This is a genomic window from Rhodococcus sp. 06-418-5 (assembly GCF_002258285.1).
In the GTDB taxonomy this organism is placed as follows: Bacteria; Actinomycetota; Actinomycetes; order Mycobacteriales; family Mycobacteriaceae; genus Rhodococcoides.
The window spans coordinates 258,294-276,652 of the sequence record NZ_NOYE01000014.1 but is presented as its reverse complement, the minus strand read 5'-3'; the positions used below and the strand labels follow the sequence as shown (position 1 = coordinate 276,652).

General features: G+C 64.9%; 21 protein-coding genes. 6 read left to right on the top strand and 15 right to left on the bottom strand.

Going from position 1 to position 18,359, the window contains the following annotated elements; genetic code table 11:
* Nucleotides 1-28 precede the first annotated feature (28 nt).
* The 4 genes from CH274_RS11270 (at nt 29) to CH274_RS11255 (ending at nt 3,825) form a co-directional block, all read left to right on the top strand.
* Nucleotides 29-1,111 carry a hypothetical protein gene (locus tag CH274_RS11270; protein WP_094657482.1) on the top strand — a complete coding sequence of 361 codons (1,083 nt, stop codon included), beginning with the start codon at nt 29-31 and terminating at the stop codon, nt 1,109-1,111.
* Between the two features lie 150 nt (nt 1,112-1,261).
* Complete coding sequence (locus CH274_RS11265) at nt 1,262-1,549, top strand: ANTAR domain-containing protein (RefSeq protein ID WP_032396616.1); 288 nt, start codon at nt 1,262-1,264, stop codon at nt 1,547-1,549.
* A 141-nt stretch (nt 1,550-1,690) separates the two neighbouring features.
* Nucleotides 1,691-2,659 (top strand): Hsp70 family protein, encoded by a 969-nt coding sequence (locus tag CH274_RS11260; protein ID WP_032396615.1) that lies wholly within the window; start codon nt 1,691-1,693, stop codon nt 2,657-2,659.
* Nucleotides 2,660-2,709: 50 nt separating this feature from the next.
* Nucleotides 2,710-3,825, top strand: coding sequence for a fused (3R)-hydroxyacyl-ACP dehydratase subunits HadA/HadB (locus tag CH274_RS11255; RefSeq protein WP_032396614.1), 1,116 nt, complete (start codon nt 2,710-2,712; stop codon nt 3,823-3,825).
* A gap of 169 nt (nt 3,826-3,994) precedes the next feature.
* Here the strand turns inward: CH274_RS11255 and CH274_RS11250 are convergent, their stop codons facing one another.
* From CH274_RS11250 to CH274_RS11235, 4 genes are all read right to left on the bottom strand, one after another.
* Nucleotides 3,995-4,390 carry a VOC family protein gene (locus CH274_RS11250; protein ID WP_094657481.1) on the bottom strand — a complete coding sequence of 132 codons (396 nt, stop codon included), beginning with the start codon at nt 4,388-4,390 and terminating at the stop codon, nt 3,995-3,997.
* Complete coding sequence (locus tag CH274_RS29985; protein ID WP_218829206.1) at nt 4,387-4,515, bottom strand: CGNR zinc finger domain-containing protein; 129 nt, start codon at nt 4,513-4,515, stop codon at nt 4,387-4,389. Before CH274_RS29985 ends, CH274_RS11250 begins: the two co-directional genes overlap by 4 nt.
* A gap of 33 nt (nt 4,516-4,548) precedes the next feature.
* Nucleotides 4,549-5,085 (bottom strand): hypothetical protein, encoded by a 537-nt coding sequence (locus CH274_RS11240; protein WP_094657479.1) that lies wholly within the window; start codon nt 5,083-5,085, stop codon nt 4,549-4,551.
* Between the two features lie 61 nt (nt 5,086-5,146).
* Complete coding sequence (locus CH274_RS11235; RefSeq protein ID WP_094657478.1) at nt 5,147-5,614, bottom strand: winged helix-turn-helix transcriptional regulator; 468 nt, start codon at nt 5,612-5,614, stop codon at nt 5,147-5,149.
* 93 nt (nt 5,615-5,707) lie between these two features.
* On the opposite strand from CH274_RS11235, the gene CH274_RS11230 reads away from it, so the two are divergent.
* Entirely contained in the window at nt 5,708-6,877 is a 1,170-nt protein-coding gene (locus CH274_RS11230) for a thiolase family protein (protein ID WP_094657477.1), read from the top strand.
* Between the two features lie 98 nt (nt 6,878-6,975).
* On the opposite strand, the gene CH274_RS11225 is transcribed toward CH274_RS11230, so the two are convergent.
* From CH274_RS11225 to CH274_RS11190, 8 genes are read right to left on the bottom strand one after another with little or no spacing between them, the layout of a single operon-like run.
* A complete protein-coding gene (locus tag CH274_RS11225; RefSeq protein WP_094657476.1) occupies nt 6,976-7,602 on the bottom strand; it encodes a TenA family protein in 627 nt (208 codons plus the stop codon).
* Nucleotides 7,599-8,351 carry a glutamine amidotransferase gene (locus CH274_RS11220; RefSeq protein ID WP_094657475.1) on the bottom strand — a complete coding sequence of 251 codons (753 nt, stop codon included), beginning with the start codon at nt 8,349-8,351 and terminating at the stop codon, nt 7,599-7,601. The genes CH274_RS11225 and CH274_RS11220 overlap by 4 nt, the downstream gene beginning before the upstream one ends.
* Before the next feature lie 9 nt (nt 8,352-8,360).
* Nucleotides 8,361-9,374: a phosphotriesterase family protein gene (locus CH274_RS11215; RefSeq protein WP_256980374.1), complete on the bottom strand. Its 1,014-nt coding sequence runs from the start codon at nt 9,372-9,374 to the stop codon at nt 8,361-8,363.
* Nucleotides 9,375-9,385: 11 nt separating this feature from the next.
* Nucleotides 9,386-10,420, bottom strand: a complete 1,035-nt coding sequence (locus CH274_RS11210) for an ABC transporter permease (RefSeq protein WP_045197205.1) — start codon at nt 10,418-10,420, stop codon at nt 9,386-9,388.
* Nucleotides 10,417-11,199 carry an ATP-binding cassette domain-containing protein gene (locus CH274_RS11205; RefSeq protein ID WP_045197204.1) on the bottom strand — a complete coding sequence of 261 codons (783 nt, stop codon included), beginning with the start codon at nt 11,197-11,199 and terminating at the stop codon, nt 10,417-10,419. The genes CH274_RS11210 and CH274_RS11205 overlap by 4 nt, the downstream gene beginning before the upstream one ends.
* Before the next feature lie 4 nt (nt 11,200-11,203).
* Nucleotides 11,204-12,217 (bottom strand): substrate-binding domain-containing protein, encoded by a 1,014-nt coding sequence (locus CH274_RS11200; RefSeq protein WP_094630511.1) that lies wholly within the window; start codon nt 12,215-12,217, stop codon nt 11,204-11,206.
* Nucleotides 12,214-13,110, bottom strand: a complete 897-nt coding sequence (locus CH274_RS11195; RefSeq protein ID WP_094657473.1) for a carbohydrate kinase family protein — start codon at nt 13,108-13,110, stop codon at nt 12,214-12,216. Before CH274_RS11195 ends, CH274_RS11200 begins: the two co-directional genes overlap by 4 nt.
* A 3-nt stretch (nt 13,111-13,113) precedes the next feature.
* Nucleotides 13,114-13,980 carry a BtpA/SgcQ family protein gene (locus tag CH274_RS11190; protein ID WP_230596918.1) on the bottom strand — a complete coding sequence of 289 codons (867 nt, stop codon included), beginning with the start codon at nt 13,978-13,980 and terminating at the stop codon, nt 13,114-13,116.
* A 201-nt stretch (nt 13,981-14,181) separates the two neighbouring features.
* Between CH274_RS11190 and CH274_RS11185 the strand changes: the two genes are divergently transcribed.
* On the top strand, nt 14,182-15,207 hold the full coding sequence (locus tag CH274_RS11185; RefSeq protein WP_094657472.1) for a LacI family DNA-binding transcriptional regulator: 1,026 nt from the start codon (nt 14,182-14,184) through the stop codon (nt 15,205-15,207).
* Here the strand turns inward: CH274_RS11185 and CH274_RS11180 are convergent.
* Genes CH274_RS11180 through CH274_RS11170 form a run of 3 tightly spaced genes read right to left on the bottom strand, consistent with a single transcriptional unit; the run spans nt 15,168 to nt 18,308 of the window.
* Nucleotides 15,168-16,265, bottom strand: a complete 1,098-nt coding sequence (locus tag CH274_RS11180) for a M20 family metallopeptidase (protein WP_094657471.1) — start codon at nt 16,263-16,265, stop codon at nt 15,168-15,170. The genes CH274_RS11185 and CH274_RS11180 overlap by 40 nt on opposite strands.
* Nucleotides 16,255-17,118, bottom strand: a complete 864-nt coding sequence (locus tag CH274_RS11175; protein ID WP_094657470.1) for an alpha/beta fold hydrolase — start codon at nt 17,116-17,118, stop codon at nt 16,255-16,257. The genes CH274_RS11180 and CH274_RS11175 overlap by 11 nt, the downstream gene beginning before the upstream one ends.
* Entirely contained in the window at nt 17,112-18,308 is a 1,197-nt protein-coding gene (locus CH274_RS11170) for an alpha/beta hydrolase family protein (RefSeq protein ID WP_094657469.1), read from the bottom strand. The genes CH274_RS11175 and CH274_RS11170 overlap by 7 nt, the downstream gene beginning before the upstream one ends.
* Between the last annotated feature and the right edge of the window lie 51 nt (nt 18,309-18,359).

Below are 18,359 nucleotides of genomic sequence, written 5' to 3'. Positions count from 1 at the left end.
GAATCGAAGTCGGGGGGAGTCGACGACCATGGCCATTGCGCTCGGGGTACACGTCGGTGCCGAAGAAGTGTCGGCCGTGCTGGTCGAGGCCGATCTACCCGAGTTGGGAGCCATCTCCACGCGCACCGTGTCCGTTGCGGCGGTTCCCGGCGGCGTGGGTGACGCCGTCACCACGATGCTCGGAATCATGAGGGTGCAAGCGGCCCAGAACGATCTGCGGATCAGCGGTTCCGGAGTGGTGTGCGACAGCATCGCGCTCTGCGGAATCGTCCGTGCAGCGCTCGCCGCCCATGAGGTTCGCGATGTCGTGGTGGTCGATGCCGGAGATCCGCGGTTGAACGCCGAGGTTCCGCTGGGAGTTGCAGCAGCACTGATCGGCACCGTAGACGCCCTCACTGCATGGGCAGGCGGGCCGGTCGACGTCCCTGCGGAGTCGGTCGACGAGGTCTGGAACGGTTCCGGCAGCGATGCGGCCGGTACTCCACGCGGTGCGCGACTGACGATGATCGGTTTGGGCGTCGCGGTTCTCGCCGCGCTGAGCGGAGCCACGGTGTGGGCGCTGTCGGCGGCCGGTCCGACCCAGAATTCCGTGGTCGACAGCGCGGATCGCACCGAGATGCCGTCGCCCGGGGGCAGCGAGGTCGCGTCGTCGTCGGTGGCGGTGGTCGCGGGTTCGGCGGTCCCCCCGCCTGCGCCGTCGGCTGTTCCGTCCATCGAGGCCGGGGTGTTCGAGGCACCGGTGTACGGGCCGGTGCCGGTCGGTACCTGGAGTGAAGCGCTCCCCGCGAGTCCGGTCCCCACGTCGAAGAGCTCGTCGGGGGGTGGGGACTCCCGGGCCGGATCGGGTGGCGGCAGACCCGGCGTGGTCTCCGGCGGCGGCGGCAGCGAAGGTCGTGGCGACTCGGACGGCGATGCGGACGGCGGGGCGTCGGGCGGCGGCAACTCGGGTGGCGGTGGTGATTCGGGTGGAGAAGAAACGACGACCGTCGAGCCGGAACCCGACCCCGATCCTCCGACGACCACGAGCCCGATCGAGACCACCACGGAGGTTCCGGTCACGACCGAACCCACGACCGTCGACGAAGAACCGGCGGCGAGTCCGGTCGAGTGAGATCGATTCGTTGATTCCCTTGTGAGCGTGCATTTTTGATACTTGGACAAGTCCTTCTCGTGACGGGTATGTGAATTCGACTCCGACACCTGAACTTCTGCTCATGCGTGGCTACCATCGAGTCATCGACCAGCAGACGGTGAGTATTCGATGACCGAGAATCCCGCAGCAGAACCGTTGACTCGCACCACTATCGACAGGGCGGTGGGTGTTCTCATCGCGCTGCGCGGCTGTAGTCCGGAGGACGCGTTCGCCGAATTGGCGGCGCACAGCTTCCGATTCGATGTCTCCCTCGTGCAGTCGGCTCGGTCCATCGTCGCGGCCGCGCGCGGAATGGACTCGGCCAACGGCGTCGCCTGTGCGGCGATGACCTCGGCGCAGGAGGAGTGGGGTCCGCTGCTGGCGTACCGTCGAGATCCTTTCGATCACGTCGCCTGAGATCGGTCGGCACGGGTTTCGCTGCTTGTTATATGTCCCAAAACAAACCGAAAGTTCATTCAGATACCGAGATTGCTGTCTAGACGACGGTTCGGCGGTTTACTATCGGCAGGTCGGAGTAGCCAGTCGAGTCGAGGAATCATGAGAACAGTCCTTGGTGTTTCGGTGGGTTCTGCCACTGCCCGAGGGGTCGCAGTCGATGCGATCGACGAGTCGGTGCGGTCGGCCCACATCGTTCATTCGTTCGATCCTGACGATCACCTTCAGGTCGCCATCGACTTGCTGGACTCCATGTCGCGCGATCAGATGGTCGACCGAACGGACATCGTGTTGGCAGTACCCGACGATCCCGGTGCTCGCGCGCGTACGTCCGCCTACTCCACGTACGAGGCCGATCGACTGCTGGTCGCCTCCGAACTCGGAGCTCAGCTGCGGTATCTGCAGGGAACGGGCCAGCTCGAGGGCGCTCGTACGGTCGCGGTCTGTGACATCGGGGCGTCGGGCACCACGGTGTCCGTGGCAGACCCGGCCACCGGTACGGTCTTCAGTTCCGTGCGCACCACGTTGTTCGGAGGCAACAGCTGCGACGAGCAACTCTCCCGCTACCTGCTCTCGACGTACGGAGCGGACGAGTTGGCGTCCGATCGGGCACGGGCAGAATTGACGGTATCGGTCCGAACGGCGCGTGAGCAGCTTTCTCGACTGCGGGTGGCCGAAGTTGCCGGACCCTTCGTCGGTGGTCCGGTCAGGTTGTGGCGCAACACTTTCGATGATGTTCTCGAACGCAGCATTCGGTCGTTGGAGGACTGGGTGGCCAGTGTGATCGTCGACGCGCCCTGTGCCGTTCACGCCCTGGTGATGGTCGGTGGCTGCGCCAACATTCCGACGCTGCGGCGCCTGTTCCGTCGTGATCTGATGCTGCCGGTCGTCGCACCCGCCAATCCGGAGTCTCTCACCGCGCACGGTGCGGCTCTGATGGCCGTCGACGCAGTCGCGTCGCGTCGACACCGCCCGCGGGGTGCCACGATCGCCAACGTCGCGCCGTCGCAACATGCCTCGATGGTGGGCATGGTGGGCTACCACGACTCACCGCGACACCGCTCGGCTTGAACCCGCCGGCCTGGCCAACGAACGCCGTTGTTCGGTAGGTTGCTCGGGTAATGGTGAACAGTGGGGTACGAGACGGTGGGACAACAGTGGCAGAGCAGGTAGCGGAGTCCGGTACGGCAGCAACCGACGGTGAAGCATTCGATCCGGCGGAACATGCTCGGAGCATGGTCGGTTATCACTACCGCACCGAGGACTACTACGAGGTGGGCCGCGAGAAGGTCCGTGAGTACGCCCGCGCCGTCCAGGATTTCCACCCCGCCCATTGGGACGGAGATGCCGCGGCCGCGCTGGGTCACAGTGCCCTCGTCGCGCCTCTGACGTTCATGTCGCTGGTCGGCACCCTTGCGCAGAAGAAGCTTCTCCAGTCCATCGCCGAGGGCTACGACCTGAGCCAGATCCTCCAGACCGATCAGGTGCTGGTGTTCCAGAAGCCGATCCTCGCCGGCGATCAACTGACGTGCGATGTCTCGCTCGACTCGTTCAAGACGGTCATGGGACGCGACATGATGGTCACCAAGAACGTCGTGTCCAACCAGAAGAACGAACTGGTGCAGACCACGTACACCACGCTGCTTGTCGGTCGGTCCGGCGAGATCGATCCGGCCATCGCCGAGTCTGCGAAGAACTTGGTGATGTTCGGCGCGACGACGGACGTCAGCGGTGCCGATTCCGGCGAGAGCGGCACACTGTCCACTCCGCAGGAACACGAACCTCTGGTCGTCGAGGAGTACCGGGGTCGGCCCACACAGAAGTTCGACGAGGTGAACGTCGGAGACGAACTGCCGCCCCGCACGGTGCGCCTGACCCGCGGTGACCTGGTCAACTACGCAGGTGTTGCCGGCGACGCGAACCCGATTCACTGGAGCGAGCAGTTCGCCAAGCTGATCGATCTCGAGAACGTGCTGGCCCACGGGATGCTCACGATGGGCGTAGGCGGCGGGTACATCACCGAGTGGCTCGGCGACCCGGGCGCTGTGAAGGACTACACCGTCCGCTTCACCACCCCCATCCCGGTGGACACCCACAAGGCCGCCGAGATCGTCTTCACCGGCAAGATCAAGTCCAAGGACGAGGCGACGCGTACTGCGGTCATCTCACTGGGTGCCACGTTCGAGGGCAAGCGAATCTTCGGTCACCGCGCCACGGTCACAGTGCAATTGGGCTGAGTGCCTGCGGCAGTGGTGTGGTTGTGTGCCCCGGGCGGCACTCGACCACACCACTCGGATGCTCGGTTGGCGTCCGTGGTCCGCGGATCGGCTCCTCGGTTGTGGATATGTGACTCCGATCGGCGTCGGGTATCCGAATGTGGGGAGCTGATGTGCGGGGCGCGCCGGTTCACGTCCCGACGAAGATGCAGAACGGATGGCCGGCCGGGTCGGCATAGATTCGGATCGGCTCTTCCGGGTCGTCCCGCAGGTCCCGCAATAGTTGCGCACCCAATTCGAGTGCGCGCGTGTGCTCTTCGTCGAGTTGCTCGACGGTGTCGACGCGAAAGTCCAGGTGCAACATCTGAGGGTGCTCGCCGTCCGGCCATGTTGCGGCAGGTAGTGAGTCGATCTGTTGAAACGCGATTCGCCACGAACCGTCCGGCGCGGTGATCGCGAGCCACTCCGGATCGATCGTCTCGGCGTCACCGGGGATGTACTCGAATCCCAGCAGTTGCCGGTAGAACTCGGCGGACTCACGGGCGTCGGTGCAGTCGAGGACCACTTGATGTACCGAAATGTTCATGATCTGCCCTTCTTGACGGCGTGGTGTCGTGCAGCGCGCGCCCGATTCCCGCATGCGCTGCAGCACCATTGCTGATTGGGTCGATCCTGCAGAAACAGTTGACCGCATCGCGAGGCCTCGCACAACGCCAGGCGGTCACGGCCTGAACGTACTCGGCCTCAGCGTCGGTCGGCCCTGTGTTGAACACCCGCGAAAACTGCGCCGATCACGATCGACACTGCCAAGCATTCGATCAGGAACACGAGACTCGATTCTCGGAACAGCGGCGACTCCGACATCTGCGCGGCCATCGAGTCGGGGTGAACCAAGGCAATGGCCGAGACCTGCGGCGGTCCGACGGCGGCGGAGGCCCACAAGGAAGCTCCGAGAAACACCGAAGTCGGCAAGGGCCACCAGAACAGCGACTGCCGAGATCCTCGAATTCGTGCTGCCGCAGCAACCACGCACAGTGTCAGTGCGCCGATGACGAGCGACGACGGAAACAACGGGGGCCCCTGTTCGGTGAACAGTTGCGCGTGACCAATGATCGATACGCTTCCGGTCTCGCCGGATACAGCCGCTGGGTCGAAGGGCGCGAGTGGCGCGGCGAAGTGCCACAGCGATGACAGGGCGGCGGCCAGGGTGAGACCGAAAACCAGTGCGGTCCAGGCCCTGTCGGGTCGGCCTCCGGTGCCGCGCTGTAGATCGTTGCCCACGTGCAGCAGGTTACGCGTCGTGCCCGCTGTGTGTGCGTCTCTCCGAGTCGAACACCGGAAGCTAGGCGATGCGCACTCTCAGTTCGTCCACCGGCACTTCCGCGCCGTTGTTGTCGGTGATCCGGACGTGCACTGGGTTCCCTTGTGCATCAACCACATCGAGGGGTCCGTCATCATCCTGTAGATACTCGTCGCCCCATTGCATCAGCCCGAGTACGACGGGCAGCAGGTCTTCCCCCATTTTCGTCAGGATGTACTCGTAGCGTGTTCGTCCTTTGTCGGGGCGGTAGGGCTGTTTGACGAAGATGCCCGCGTCGACGAGTTCTTTGAGTCGGGCGGCGCTGCTGGCGTCGGTGATGCCGACGCGTCGGCTGAAGTCGTCGAATCGCGTCGTGCCGTAGAAGGCCTCGCGCAGGATCAGCATGGCGGATCGGGTTCCGACCACGGACAAGGCGCGCGCAATGGAGCAGCGGTCGCCGGCCGTCCAGGAGTCGAGGTCGGACAGTGGGCCGTCCATGTGGAGGGGCATGTCACGATACTACTGACTTTACAAAACTATAGCCAGCTCGTACCGTGGTGTCAGCGATCCGATAGGAACGGGTCGATCGGACAAGGAGCCGTCATGAGAGACGCAGTCATCGTCGAGGCAGTCAGAACCCCGGTCGGGCGGGGCAAGGCGAACGGCACTCTGCATCCCGAACATCCAGTGGACCTGATGGCCCACAGTCTTCGGGAAGTTGTGCAGCGCAGTGGAATCGACCCGAACCAGATCGACGACGTCATCGGTGGTGTCGTCACCGCAGTGGGGGATCAGGCGTCGAACATGACTCGACGTGCTGCATTGGCGGCGGGCTATCCCGAATCCGTGCCTGCGACCACGGTGGATCGTCAGTGCGGAAGCAGCCAGCAGGCGATTCACTTCGCCGCTCAGGGCGTCATCTCCGGTGCCTACGATCTTGCGATTGCGGCCGGGTCGGAGTCCATGAGTCGAATCCCGATGGGCTCGAACATGATCGGTACCGAGGACCCGGCAGGTGTCGGTTTCGCCGAGAGGTATCCGGACGGTCTCGTGCCGCAGGGCATCAGTGCCGAACTGATCGCGGCCAGGTGGGGTATCAGCCGGACCGAAATGGACGAATTCGCATTGTCCAGTCACGCGAAGGCCGCGGTGGCAACCGAAGAGGGACGCTTCAAGAGGGAGATCAGCGCCATCCGCGGGCTCGACCGTGACGAGGGGATCCGCACCGGGTCGACGCTGGAGGCCCTGGCAGGGCTGCGTCCGGCGTACTACAGCGACGCCATGGCGCAGCGGTTCCCCGAAATCCAATGGAACATCACCGCGGGCAACGCAAGCCAGATCAACGACGGTAGCGCCGCGGTCATGATCACCACCAGCGAGAAGGCGAAGGAGCTCGGCCTCACGCCGATGGCCAGGCTGCACAGCTTCGCCGTGGTCGGTGACGATCCGCTGATGATGCTGACCGCCGTCATCCCGGCCACGCAGAAGGTGCTCGCCAAGGCGGGGTTGACGATGAGCGACATCGACCTGTTCGAGGTCAACGAGGCATTCGCCTCCGTGGTGCTCGCATGGGCCAAGGAGACCGGCGCCGATCCGAGCAAGGTGAACGTCAACGGCGGCGCCATCGCCATCGGTCACCCCCTCGGCGGCAGCGGTGCGCGCATCATGACAACCATGGTCCACGCCCTCGCCGAACGTGAGCAACGCTTCGGGCTGCAGGTGATGTGCGAGGCGGGCGGCCTGTCGAACGCCACCATCGTCGAACGCCTGTAAGTGCCTGCAGCAGTGGTGTGGTCGAGTGCTCCAGGCGGCACATGGGAGTGGAGCCTGCGGAACGACCCGCAGGCCTTGTCACACCACTGCCGCAGGCACTAGTCCATCGCCGCGTTGTGGAATTCGTTCTCGGCGGCCAACATTCCTGCGAACCACTCGTCCAGCCTTGCATCGTCCACAGCGTTCATGGCGTCGACCTCTCGGGCCAACGCGTCGACCTGCGCCACGAAAGCAGGTCGGGTATGCATTTCTATCCACTCCTGCAGCGCCGGTTCGCGATCGGTCGACGTATGGAGTGCTGCGCGGCACCAGGACAGGTACAGGGTCTCTGCGGCGAACATCGCCACGAGTGCTGCGGCCCTGCCGTCTCGACGGGCAAGTCCCAGTGCGTAGTCGGACAGTACGGACGATCTCTCGATCAACTCGTCGGTATCGCCGTCGTACGGAAACTGCTCACGTAGCCCGGCGAAGTACTCCCGCTGCTCACCGACGAGATTCGACAGTGACACCACATGATCGGTTGCGTCGTCCAAGGACTCGGACTCTGCGACGACGAGTCCCAGGATGCGCACCGCGGTGAGTACGAACGCCTCCTCGATCACCAGGTAACGCCGGAAGTGGTCGTCGCGTAGTGTGCCGTCGATCGATTCGACGATGAAGGGGACGCGCTGCGCTGCAACGAGGTTGCGTTGTTGCCGCGCAATCAGTTCGGCGGAGCGACTCATTCCGCGGACAACCAGGTGATCAGGCCGTCGAACAGATCGGTGTAGCCGAGCCACTGCTCGCAGAACTCCGGCGGTGCCCAGTGCGGTGAGCAGTCCGAGGTGAAGACCGCCGAGCGGCCCGTGCCGTAGGTGCCCGCAGCGACGAGCGGATCTCCGTTGATGGTGGCGGGGACGGCAACTCCGTCCTTGGCGATCACTCGGTTGTAGCCCAGGAGTGCAGGCCACTCGATCCCGCTGGCGCTCACGGTGGGGTGCTTGTCGTCGACGACCACGGGGACCATGCCACCTGGGGTCTCCACGCGATCGTCTTCGGCGAGCATCGTCACCGGCAGAGCGTCTGCGAGTGCTGTCTGCCGGAACGCAGCGCGGGCCTGGAACCCTGAGAACGAAAGGTATCCGCCGATCATCAGCAGCGCACCGCCGTCGTGCACCCAGTTCCGGAGCTCGACCAGGCGGTCCTCGCCTGCCTGAAAACGATCGAAGACGCTGGGTGCGAGCTGAATCGAGTTGGCGCCGATGTCCGAGAGGACGATGACGTCGTAGGCGGACAGAGCCTCGCCGTTACCGGGAAATTGTGTCGGCACCAGATGCGCCGGCATGTGCACCACGTCGTGGCCGCGGGAAGCCAGGGCGTCCTTGAGTGGTCCGACACCTTCCACGTAGGAGTGCACGGTGAATTCGTCGACGCCCTTGACGTGCGTCGAGGTGGTCATCCAGCTTTCACCGGCGATCAGAACTTTCTTACCCATGGTGGTTCTCTATCCTTTTCCGGCGCTCTCGAAGAGCGACCTCGGGTTGTCTCGCATGAGCGAGGACACGTGCTGGGGATCGATTCCGCTGCGCACGAGTCGTGCTGCGAAAGAGACTGGTACGTAGGCCAAACCGTTGCCACCGAATGTGCGGAGCATCGACTTGAGAAACAGGTCGTGACTGAGGAGCAATTGCCGTCGGTATCCGCCGCCGATGAGACCGGCGACCGCGAAGGCGGTGTCGGCGGGCGATGGAGACTGACCCTCACCCGGGAACTCGAAGGGCATGCCGATCATGTCGAATTCCAGATACACCCCGCGATCACCCAGAGCGCATTGGTAGTCGGGATCGCTGCCCGACGGGTCCATGTGGCAGAGCACCACAGCACTCGGGTCGACACCCATCTCCTCGACGACGATGTCGAGCACTTCGTGCCCGCGCCGCTGCCACCCCGGAAGGTGAACGAACAGTGGTACAGCGACTTCTCGTTGCGCGACGCATGCGGCGCGTAACGCCTTCTTCTCGGCGGCGGTGAACGACGGCGAGACTCCGATCTCCCCGATGACCCCGGGGCGAGGCCCGTCGTTCGAGGAGAACTCGGCAACGAGTCCCGACGCGAGTTGGTCGACGCTCAGCGAGGCGACCTCGGCCGGGTGCGTGGCCTCGAGGTACCAGCCCGAGCCCATGACGACCCGGACCCCCGAGTCTCGGGAGTACCGTTCCAGGATCTCGGGTCGACGACCGATGCCCGGTGGTGTCAGATCGACGACGGTCGTCCCGCCGTGGTCGGCAAAGGTTTTCAGGTCCGCCAACACGGCCGCCGCGTCGTCGATCCGGCAATTGTCGGCGCTGTGATACGGATTGTCGTGCAACAGCCAGGCGTCCGAGGCCGAGATCGGTCCGGAAAGAACCTGCGCCACAGCGGGATCGGGCGATTCCGAGTACGCCGCCGAGGCGTCGTTGTGCAGGTGCTCGTGCGGTAACACCAACCCCAGCTCGCTGGAGTCGACCGGACCGGTCACCGTCCGGACGATCACTGTTTGCCCGGTGCGCTCTGCAGGTGCTTGAACAGTGACGCCAACGAGTGCCCACGCATGTTGATCCAGATGGCGACGAGCAGAACGATTCCGGTGATGATGGGCGTGAGGAAGGGGCTCACGCCCAGCAGCGTCAGGCCGTTGGCGATGATGCCGGTGAGGACCGCACCGATCACGGTGCCGACCACGGTTCCTCGTCCACCGAACAGGTTGGTTCCGCCGAGCACCACCGCGGTGATGACGGTCAGCTCGAAACCGTTGGCGGAGTTGGCGGAACCCGATCCCAGTCGTGCGGCGATGAGCAGGCCTGCAATGCCGGCGGCAAGACCGGTGAACACCAGCGTCATCATCAACACGCGACGGGTGTTGACGCCGGAGCGTCGGACGGATTCGACGTTGGACCCGATTCCGGTGACGTAGCGGCCGAAGCGGGTGCGACCCAGCGCAACCGCGCCGATGACGACCACGGCGAGGGCGATCCAGGCGCTCGCCGAGAACCCGAGCCACGACGCAGTGCCGAGCTTGGCGAACGCGGTGCCCGGGGTGATGGGAACCGAGAAGCCCTCGGTGCGGTACAGCGCGATTCCGCGGATGATGGAGAGCGTGGCGAGTGTGACGATGAACGGTGGAATGCCCTGGTAGGCAGCGAGCCAGCCGTTGACCAGTCCCCACGCCGCACCCATCAGTGGAGCCGCGACGAACACGACCGAGGAGTCGACGCCTGCCTGGATGAGCTCGGCGCTCATCGCGGCGACGAAGGCGACCGTCGCTCCGACGGAGAGGTCGATCTGGCCGGTGGTGATCACGAACGTCATCGCGACGGCGATGATCAGGACCGGTGCGATCTGCGTGGCGAGGTTGGAGATGTTGGTGAACGTCAGGAACGACGACGTGGTCACCGAGAAGACGAGGGCCACCGCGACGGTGACGGCCAGCATGGCCAGTGTCGGCTTGTTGGTCTGTTGCCACAATGTCGGTCGCGCAGCGAGTTTCGCGACGCTGGGCTGTGCGTTCTTGTCGAGAGTGATCATGGGCGGCCTTCCGGCGAGGACGGTGAGCGCTGGGGAACCGGAGTGCGAGTGATCAGTCCGACGAGCGATTCGATGTTCAGCTCGCCGATCGGAACGTCGTCGACGCTCTGTCCCTCGTACATGACGGTGATGCGGTCGCAGACTCGGAACAGATCCTGCAGGCGGTGCGTCACGAGGATGACGCCGACGCCCTGGGCCGCAACGTCCGTGATGAGTTTCAGGACCGATTCCACCTCGGCGACGGCCAGTGCGGCCGTTGGCTCGTCGAGGATCAACACGTCGGGCCGGAACGAGACGGCCCTGGCGATGGCGACGGTCTGCCGCTGCCCGCCCGAGAGTTGGCCGATCTCCTGGTACGTCGACTTCACTTTGACGTGCAGGTCCGCGAGGATCTTCGCGGCGCGTTCGTGCATGCCGTGCCGGTCCAGAAACGGTCCCTTGCGGGGTTCACGGCCGAGGAACAGGTTGCTCGCGACATCGAGGGTGTCGCACAGCGCCAGATCCTGATAAACGATGCCGATCTTCTGCTGCTGCGCATCGAGCGGTGTCGAGAAGCGCACCGGTTCCCCGTTGACTCGCATCTCACCACCGTCGTGTTGAACGGCGCCGGCAAGGATTTTCATGAGCGTCGACTTGCCGGCGCCGTTGTCTCCGACGACTCCGAGTACTTCGCCGCGTGAGAGCCGGAGGTCGACTCCCTGCAACGATTTCACCGGGCCGTACGATTTGGTGATTCCCGACAGTTCGATCAACGGTGTTGTCGGATCATGCTGTGCCATAGGGCTACTTCTCCAGGTAGTACATGTAGTCGCCCACGTTGGCGGGGGTGACGATCTGCGTCGGGACCGGGATGTCCGCGGGTGCGGTGCGACCGCAACCGAGATCGATCGCGGCGTTCATTGCCTCGTAGCCGAATTCGAAGGTGTTCTGCTGCACGACGCCCTCGAGCCAGCCCGCCTGGAGGGCGGAGACTGCCTGATCCGACAGGTCCCATCCGACGGCCTTGATCCGGTCTTGTGCACTCTGGCTGTTCACTGCCGCGACCAACCCGATGAGTGCGGGTTCGCCGGTGGCGTAGACGTATTCCATGTCCGGGTTGCCGGTGAGCAGGTTCTCCGCGGCGGTCTGCGCGTTCTCCTGAATGTTGCGACCGTCGACGACCGTGCCGACGGTCATGCCCGCGGCGGAGACCGTGTCGGTGAAGCCCTTCTGACGTTCGAGCTGGATCGTGCTGTTGAGTGCGCCGACGATACCGACGGTGCCGGTGTCGTTCGCCAGCTCGGCGAGTGTGTCACCGATCTGAGCGCCGCCCTCGGCGTTCGCTGTTCCCACCTGGGTCGAGATGCCCGGGTCGTCGACGGTGGCGTCGACGGCCACCACCGGGATACCTGCTGCGGCGGCCTTGGACACGGATGGCTTGATGCCGTCGGTGTCGATGGCGTCGACGATGATGGCGTCCACGCCGGAAGCGATGAGGTTGTCGAATGCGTTGGCCTGGGTGACCGAATCGTCGTTGCCACTGATGATCTGGAGGTCGACACCGGCTTCGTCGGCGACCTTCTGGGCGGCGTTGTTGATCTGGTTGAAGAACAGAGCTTGCAGATTGATGGTCACCAGGCCGACCTTGAGGGTGCCGTTCTTGCCGTCGCAGGTGTCGGCGACGCGGGACGGATCCGGAATGGACGACGCGGAGGCGTCGGTGCCGCCCGCGGTGTCGCTGGGGGCGGCAGAGTCGCATGCGGTGAGACCGAGGGCAAGTGCTGTGCCGAGGACGAGGGGGAGTGCGCGTTTGATCATCGGTTCTCCTGAAGATCGACAGTGGCCAGGGTGGCAGTGAATTCGTTGAGTTCGGTGATGCTGGGGCAGCCGCGTGGTCCGGCCGTGGCGCATGCGAGAGCAGCGGACGCCCCGGCGAGGCGTGCTGCATGAGCCGGGGGTTCGCCTGCGTCGACGAAGGCGATGTAGGTGCCGCAGAAGCAGTCTCCGGCTCCGACGGCGTCGACGACGTCGACCTGTACTGCGGGTTCGGTGATCGTCTCACCCGAGGGTGTCACCAGGGTCCACCCGTGCTCGCCGTCGGTGACGACGAGGTGAGTGTCGTGCTCGGCGGTCATCGTCGACCACCGTTCGGCATCTATGCCGAAGCTGTTCTGCCACAGGCTGCGTCCGACGATGACGTGATCGGCGAGGGCGAACGCATGGAGTGCGGCGTCGAGATCGTCGCAGCCGTCGAGATCGATGGCGAGGCTGACGTTGTCGGGCAGTTCGGCGGGGAGCATCTCTGCTCGGTAGCCGTCGACGAACAGTCGGCCGCCGTCGTCGGAGAGGGCCTCGAGGACGGCGGCCAGCCGTTGTGCGTCGTTGGCGTCGTCCTGGCTGATGATCGATCGATCACCGCCCTCGGCGATGAGAACGACTGCGGTGGAGAGGAAAGCGTCACGCGGGGCCCAGCTGGTGTCTACTCCGTCGTGCTCGAGCCCGGCGAGAAACTCGGTGGACCTGGCGTCGGGGCCCACTGCGCCGGCGAAGGCCACGCGTGCACCCATACGGGCTGCGGAGACCGCGGCGTTGGCGTTCATGCCGCCGTCGATCGTGTCGATCGCCGTTGCCTGCACCCTCTCTCCCAGCACCGGGACATGCGGAACATGCACCGTCACATCGTTGTTGGCGTATCCGAAGAAGACGATCATCGGCTATTTCCCAGCTGCGCGGGCGACGGCGCGAACCTTCTCGCCTGCGACGCGTCCCCACCAGCGGGCGTTCTCCTTCACCGACGACGCGATGATGGCCCCGTCGCATTCCTTCATCAGCTCGCCCACGTTGGCCGCGGTGATGCCGGAGCCGATGATCACAGGAAGCATCGTGTTGTTCTTGATCACCGAGACCTCGTCCACGGAGGCGGCGTCTCCGGTGCGGGAGCCGGTGGCGATGAGGACGTCGGCGTCGAAGAACTCGGCGTCCTCGGTCTGTTCGGCGATCGTGCGGTCTGCGACGATGGCATGCGCGCCGTGCTTGACGTGCACGTCCGCGAAGATCTTGACCGGGTCGGCACCGATGCGGTGGCGGAAGCGGGTGGTCTTGGCGGCCTGGCCTTCGATGAATCCTTCGTTGGCTATGTACGCGTTGGCCCATTGGTTGACGCGGACGAAGCTCGCGCCCGCTGCCCACGCTGCGGCCACGCCGCATTCGCCGGCATTGGACAGGATGCTCACGCCGACGCGGTCGCCGAAGTCGCCGACGACGGCGGCGGTGACGACGCCCATGCTGGCCGCGGTTTCGTATCCGTGTTCACCCGGCTTGAGAAAGGGTATGTCCCAATGGTTCTCGACGATGACTCCGTCGAAACCATTGTCGATGTATGCGTGCGCCTCGGCCAGGGCGAACTCGGAGATCTCCGAGACGGGCCGGCCCTTGTAGTGCGGGCTGCCGGGGAGGGCGGGCAGGTGGATGGCACCGATGAGTGCTGGTGCCGAGGTGAACATCGCGGCCAGGGCCGACGGCTTGGTCGGAAAGACTCCCAGCGACTGCTCTGGGTGCTGGTCCGACAGGGACGTACTCACGTAGGGAACTCCTCGGGTGATCGTCGGGCGAGATGATGTAATCGATTACCTCGCATGTATGCACCGTAAGGGATCGGTACCTATTCATGTCAAGGAATTTCGGAGTCGTTTATGTAAACGATTGCCTCTACTGTGTAAACAGCAACGCAAGCGACCGCGCGGTTCGATAGCCTCGGGTCCACACGTGAGAGTAGGAGTTGGATGCGTAAAGCAACCATTCGCGACGTTGCCGAGCGCGCAGGCGTCTCGACAGCCACGGTGTCTCGAGCGCTCTCGGGTTCACGTCCGGTCTCGGAAGACGTTGCTGCCACCATCCGACGGGCGGCCGAGGATCTGGGATATTCGGGCAACATCATCGCCAGTTCCCTGCGCCGCAACAGAACGGACACCGTCGGCATGGTGGTGCCGAGTATTGCCAATCCCTTCTTCACCTCGCTGGTGGTCAACGTCGAGCATGTGCTGTCACAGCGCGGATTGCAGTTGTTTCTGTGCGACTCCCGATCCGACCCGGACGTCGAAGCGCAGAGGCTGCGCAGCTTGGTCTCGCGTCAGGTCGACGGCATCATCATCAGCCCGTGCCATGGCGAGCGGTCCGCAGAGGCCGTGCGCACCACGGCGCGCGCGATCCCTGTCGTCCAACTCGACCGGTTCGCGCTCGACACCCACACCGACTGGGTCGGGGTCGACGACGATGCCGCACAGGCGCTGGTGATGGACCACCTGGCCGCTCTCGGTGTTCGGAGCGCGGCATTCATCAGTTCCGAACTGACCAATTCGTCGACCGAGCTTCGTCGAGCCGGCTTCTTTCGCCACGCGGAGCGAGTGGGTATCGAGACGCGAGAGGAGTGGACGCTGTTGGGCGACTACTCGATCGACTGGGGCCGTGAGTCGTCTCGGCCCATACTCGAAGCAGCCTCTCGTCCCGACGCGGTGGTGTGTGCCGACGATCTGATCGCGCTCGGTGTGTTGCAGAGTTGCCAGGGTCTCGGACTGTCGGTTCCGACCGATGTCATGGTGACCGGGTTCGACGACATTCCGTTCTCCGCGTTGAGCAATCCGCCGCTGACGACCGTCCGGCAGCCGCAGGAACGGATTGCCGCCGAGGCCACTCGGCTGTTGGATCAGGCGATGAACAGTGACGAGACGGGCACCGCGCACATCGCTCTGCAGCCGGAGTTGGTGGTCCGTCAGTCGACGGTCGGCCAGGCGCGTGTCACTGCGGTGTAGGCGGTGATGGCCGCATCGAGTTCGTCGAGCGTGACGGTTTCGTCGGCGGCATGCATCAGGGCCGGAGTCCCCGGTCCCCACACGACGATCGGCGCACCGGGAGCCGCCGCGGCGATGATGGACGCGTCGGTGAAGTACGTGACCGGTTCTCTCGCAACGGAATGCGGTAGCTCGTCGATCCAGCTGTTGCCACCGGCCGTCCGCACACCGGGCAGGTCGATCCGTGCCTCGATGTGGTCGACCTCGGGTTGATCCCGCCACCACGACAGCAGTGCCGAGCCGTCACCGACGGTCCGGTGATCGACGACGACGTGTGCGGTGTCCGGGACGATGTTGGGGGCCGAACCCCCGTCGATCAACCCGACGTTGAACGTCTCGGCACCGAGGAACGGATCCGTCGACAGCGGGAGCTCGTCGCGTGCCCGTGCCAGGACGTCGACGAGCTTCATGATTGCACTCTCGCCTCGTTGGGGTGTGCTGCCGTGTGCTGCAATGCCTTTGGTGGTGACATCGACCCACAATGCTCCGCGGTGGCCCAGATGCACTTGGTTTCCGGTCGCCTCGGGCACCACCACGGCACCCACCGAACATTCGGCGACGGCGTGACGGGCGGCGAGCGCTCCGAGTGAGCCGATCTCTTCGTCGCTCGTGAGCAACAGTGCTGCAGGAACACCGTTCTCGAAGGCCGCGAGCACGGCGGCCGTGGCGGCCACCAGGCCTGCCTTCATATCGGACGTACCCCGGCCTCGCATCACTCCGCCCTCGACGTCCGCGGCGAACGGATCGAACTGCCAGTTCGAAAGATCGCCCGCGGGAACGGTATCGACGTGGCAGGCGAACATCAGTCGCGTGGTCGTGGGAGGGGCGTCGTTGGTGATCAGCAGCCACGGGTGCGCGCCGTCTCGATCGCCCTCGACCGCAACTCCGGTCGTCCGCGCCCTCAGAAGGGATACGACGGCGTCCATCGAGGAGCGTTGGGGCGCAGGGTCGCCGGACACGGTGCGTTGCGTGACCAGTTCGGTGAGCATGCCGACGGCCGTGGTGCGGTCAAGTGCCATGGGGAGCACTCGATCGCATCACTGCAGCGGCAGCCGCATTGGGTGCCTGTGTCGGAATCCAGTGCGAGACGCCGGGCAACACGGTCAGTGTGTAGGCCGCATCGACGTACCGTTGGGCACTCTCGACGGTGGAGCGTCCGATGAAGGTGTCACCGTCACTCCAGACCATCGACGTCGGCACGGTGATGCGCAGGCGGCCGATGCCCGGGCTCGAGAACGGTAGGCCCCGATACCAGTCGACGGCGAAGGGCAGCGCGCCGTAGTCGACGATCTCCGTCTGCGTGCGTTCGAGATCGGCTTCGGTCATTCCGCTTCTCTCGTACCATCTTTCGGCCCTGCGGCCGGGTTGCGTCATCCACTTCTCGGGCAGCACCGGCAGTTGGAAGAACGCGAAGTACCAGGAATGCAGTACCTGTTTCGAGCTGAGCAGGCCGGTCATGAATGCGCCGGGATGGGGTACCGAGAGCGCCGTCAGAGACGAGACCAGGTCGGGACGACGACCGGCGGTGACCCAGGCTATGTTCGCTCCCCAATCGTGTCCCACCAGGTGAACCGGCGTTCCGATGAGGTCGATCAGGGCCACCACATCGCCCACCAGTGCGCCGACGCGATAGTCTCGTCGCCTCCTGGGCCGGGCGCGTGGGGAGTATCCGCGCTGATCCGGTGCGATCGTGCGCATCCCGTGCTCGTTGAGTATCTCCATCACCGCGGACCACGACGATGCTCGTTCGGGAAATCCGTGCAGCAGCAACACGACCGGGCCGTCGAGCGGTCCCTGGTCGAGGACGTCGAACACGAGACCGGCGTGGGTGTACTCGGTGATTCGTTCGGGTGCAGAGCCGCTCGTCAGCATGTGCTGGGTACCGTCTGTCCTGCGAACCGGGCGGCCAGGAATTGCATTGCCGCTTCGTCGCTGACGTCGTGGCCCTGTTCGGGCTGTTCCTGGGCGACGACCGAATCGCCGAGGGCGCAGGCCTTCTCGACACCGTCGGCAGTCCACTGCGGCAGAACGACGTCGTCTTTCGCGCCGTACGCCACGAACAGCGGTACCTCCGTTCGCACCTGCGGGAGCGTGTAGCGATCGACCACGTCGATCAGCTTCTGCTCGGATTCGGTGGAGTCGGCTGCGAACTCGTCGGGTGCCATCGCCTGGACGGCTCGCTCCTTGCCTGCGGTGTCGCCGCCCGAGCAGGTGAGCAGCAGTTCGTTGTTGGCCTCGGCGACACTGCCGCTGTAGTCCGTCGGATCGATCGAGGGGTCGACCTGCTCAGCGCCGTAGAGCAGGTACGGCAACAGCTCCTTCTGCGGCCTGGTCAGGGTGCCGTCGTTACTGGATCGAATCAACGGCTTCAGATCTGTCGGGGGCGAGAGCGACACCGATCCCACCAGGTCCAGGCCCTGACCGTAGGAAGCGGCGAGTTCGTTTGCAGCCCAGGCGGCTTGGCCACCCTGCGACAGGCCGACGGCAGCCCAGCGCGTGGAGACGTCGGGCAGCGCGGTGTGGGCCGCGCGAGCCGCGTCGATCATGTTGTTTCCGGTGGTTCGCGGCTCCAGATACGGGTGGGTGCCACCGCCGGTGCCCAGGCCCTGGTAATCGGGTAGCACGGTGACGTACCCGAGTGCGGTGAAGTCCTGCACCGCAAATTGGTATCCGAGCAGATCGGGATACAGGGTCGGTCCGCAATCGGCCTGCACACCGGTGGTGCCGTGCCCGTAGACGATGATCGGCCACCCGCCCTCGGGCGGCGTGCCCGCCGGAACGGCAGCCACCCCGGAGACCGCGGTGGGGGAATTGTCGACGCCCGATGTCGATTCGTAGACGAATCGGTAGAGCGTGGCACCGGTCGCGGCGAGGGCGGGGGATCGATCACCGAAGTCCGCGGAATCGAGAACGGTGCCGGGCACTCCTGTGAACTCGTACTGCGGTTCCGGAGCAGACGTCGATTCCGTGGGAGCGGGCTCCGGCGTGGAACTGCATCCGGCGGTCACGGCCACCGCGAGGCAGCAGACGGCAGCAGAGATCGAACGCGAGTAGGAATGCACACCGCGTGTCTACCAGAACCGGGCTGCTGCTGTGTTTGCACTGCCCGTCGA

What these genes read in the sequence shown, in the direction of transcription:
- CH274_RS11270 (WP_094657482.1), top strand. Translation starts at nt 29, where the DNA reads ATGGCCATTGCGCTCGGGGTACACGTCGGTGCCGAAGAAGTGTCGGCC.
- CH274_RS11265 (WP_032396616.1), top strand. Translation starts at nt 1,262, where the DNA reads ATGACCGAGAATCCCGCAGCAGAACCGTTGACTCGCACCACTATCGAC.
- CH274_RS11260 (WP_032396615.1), top strand. Translation starts at nt 1,691, where the DNA reads ATGAGAACAGTCCTTGGTGTTTCGGTGGGTTCTGCCACTGCCCGAGGG.
- CH274_RS11255 (WP_032396614.1), top strand. Translation starts at nt 2,710, where the DNA reads ATGGTGAACAGTGGGGTACGAGACGGTGGGACAACAGTGGCAGAGCAG.
- CH274_RS11250 (WP_094657481.1), bottom strand. Translation starts at nt 4,390, where the DNA reads ATGAACATTTCGGTACATCAAGTGGTCCTCGACTGCACCGACGCCCGT.
- CH274_RS11235 (WP_094657478.1), bottom strand. Translation starts at nt 5,614, where the DNA reads ATGCCCCTCCACATGGACGGCCCACTGTCCGACCTCGACTCCTGGACG.
- CH274_RS11230 (WP_094657477.1), top strand. Translation starts at nt 5,708, where the DNA reads ATGAGAGACGCAGTCATCGTCGAGGCAGTCAGAACCCCGGTCGGGCGG.
- CH274_RS11225 (WP_094657476.1), bottom strand. Translation starts at nt 7,602, where the DNA reads ATGAGTCGCTCCGCCGAACTGATTGCGCGGCAACAACGCAACCTCGTT.
- CH274_RS11220 (WP_094657475.1), bottom strand. Translation starts at nt 8,351, where the DNA reads ATGGGTAAGAAAGTTCTGATCGCCGGTGAAAGCTGGATGACCACCTCG.
- CH274_RS11210 (WP_045197205.1), bottom strand. Translation starts at nt 10,420, where the DNA reads ATGATCACTCTCGACAAGAACGCACAGCCCAGCGTCGCGAAACTCGCT.
- CH274_RS11205 (WP_045197204.1), bottom strand. Translation starts at nt 11,199, where the DNA reads ATGGCACAGCATGATCCGACAACACCGTTGATCGAACTGTCGGGAATC.
- CH274_RS11200 (WP_094630511.1), bottom strand. Translation starts at nt 12,217, where the DNA reads ATGATCAAACGCGCACTCCCCCTCGTCCTCGGCACAGCACTTGCCCTC.
- CH274_RS11195 (WP_094657473.1), bottom strand. Translation starts at nt 13,110, where the DNA reads ATGATCGTCTTCTTCGGATACGCCAACAACGATGTGACGGTGCATGTT.
- CH274_RS11185 (WP_094657472.1), top strand. Translation starts at nt 14,182, where the DNA reads ATGCGTAAAGCAACCATTCGCGACGTTGCCGAGCGCGCAGGCGTCTCG.
- CH274_RS11180 (WP_094657471.1), bottom strand. Translation starts at nt 16,265, where the DNA reads ATGGCACTTGACCGCACCACGGCCGTCGGCATGCTCACCGAACTGGTC.
- CH274_RS11175 (WP_094657470.1), bottom strand. Translation starts at nt 17,118, where the DNA reads ATGCTGACGAGCGGCTCTGCACCCGAACGAATCACCGAGTACACCCAC.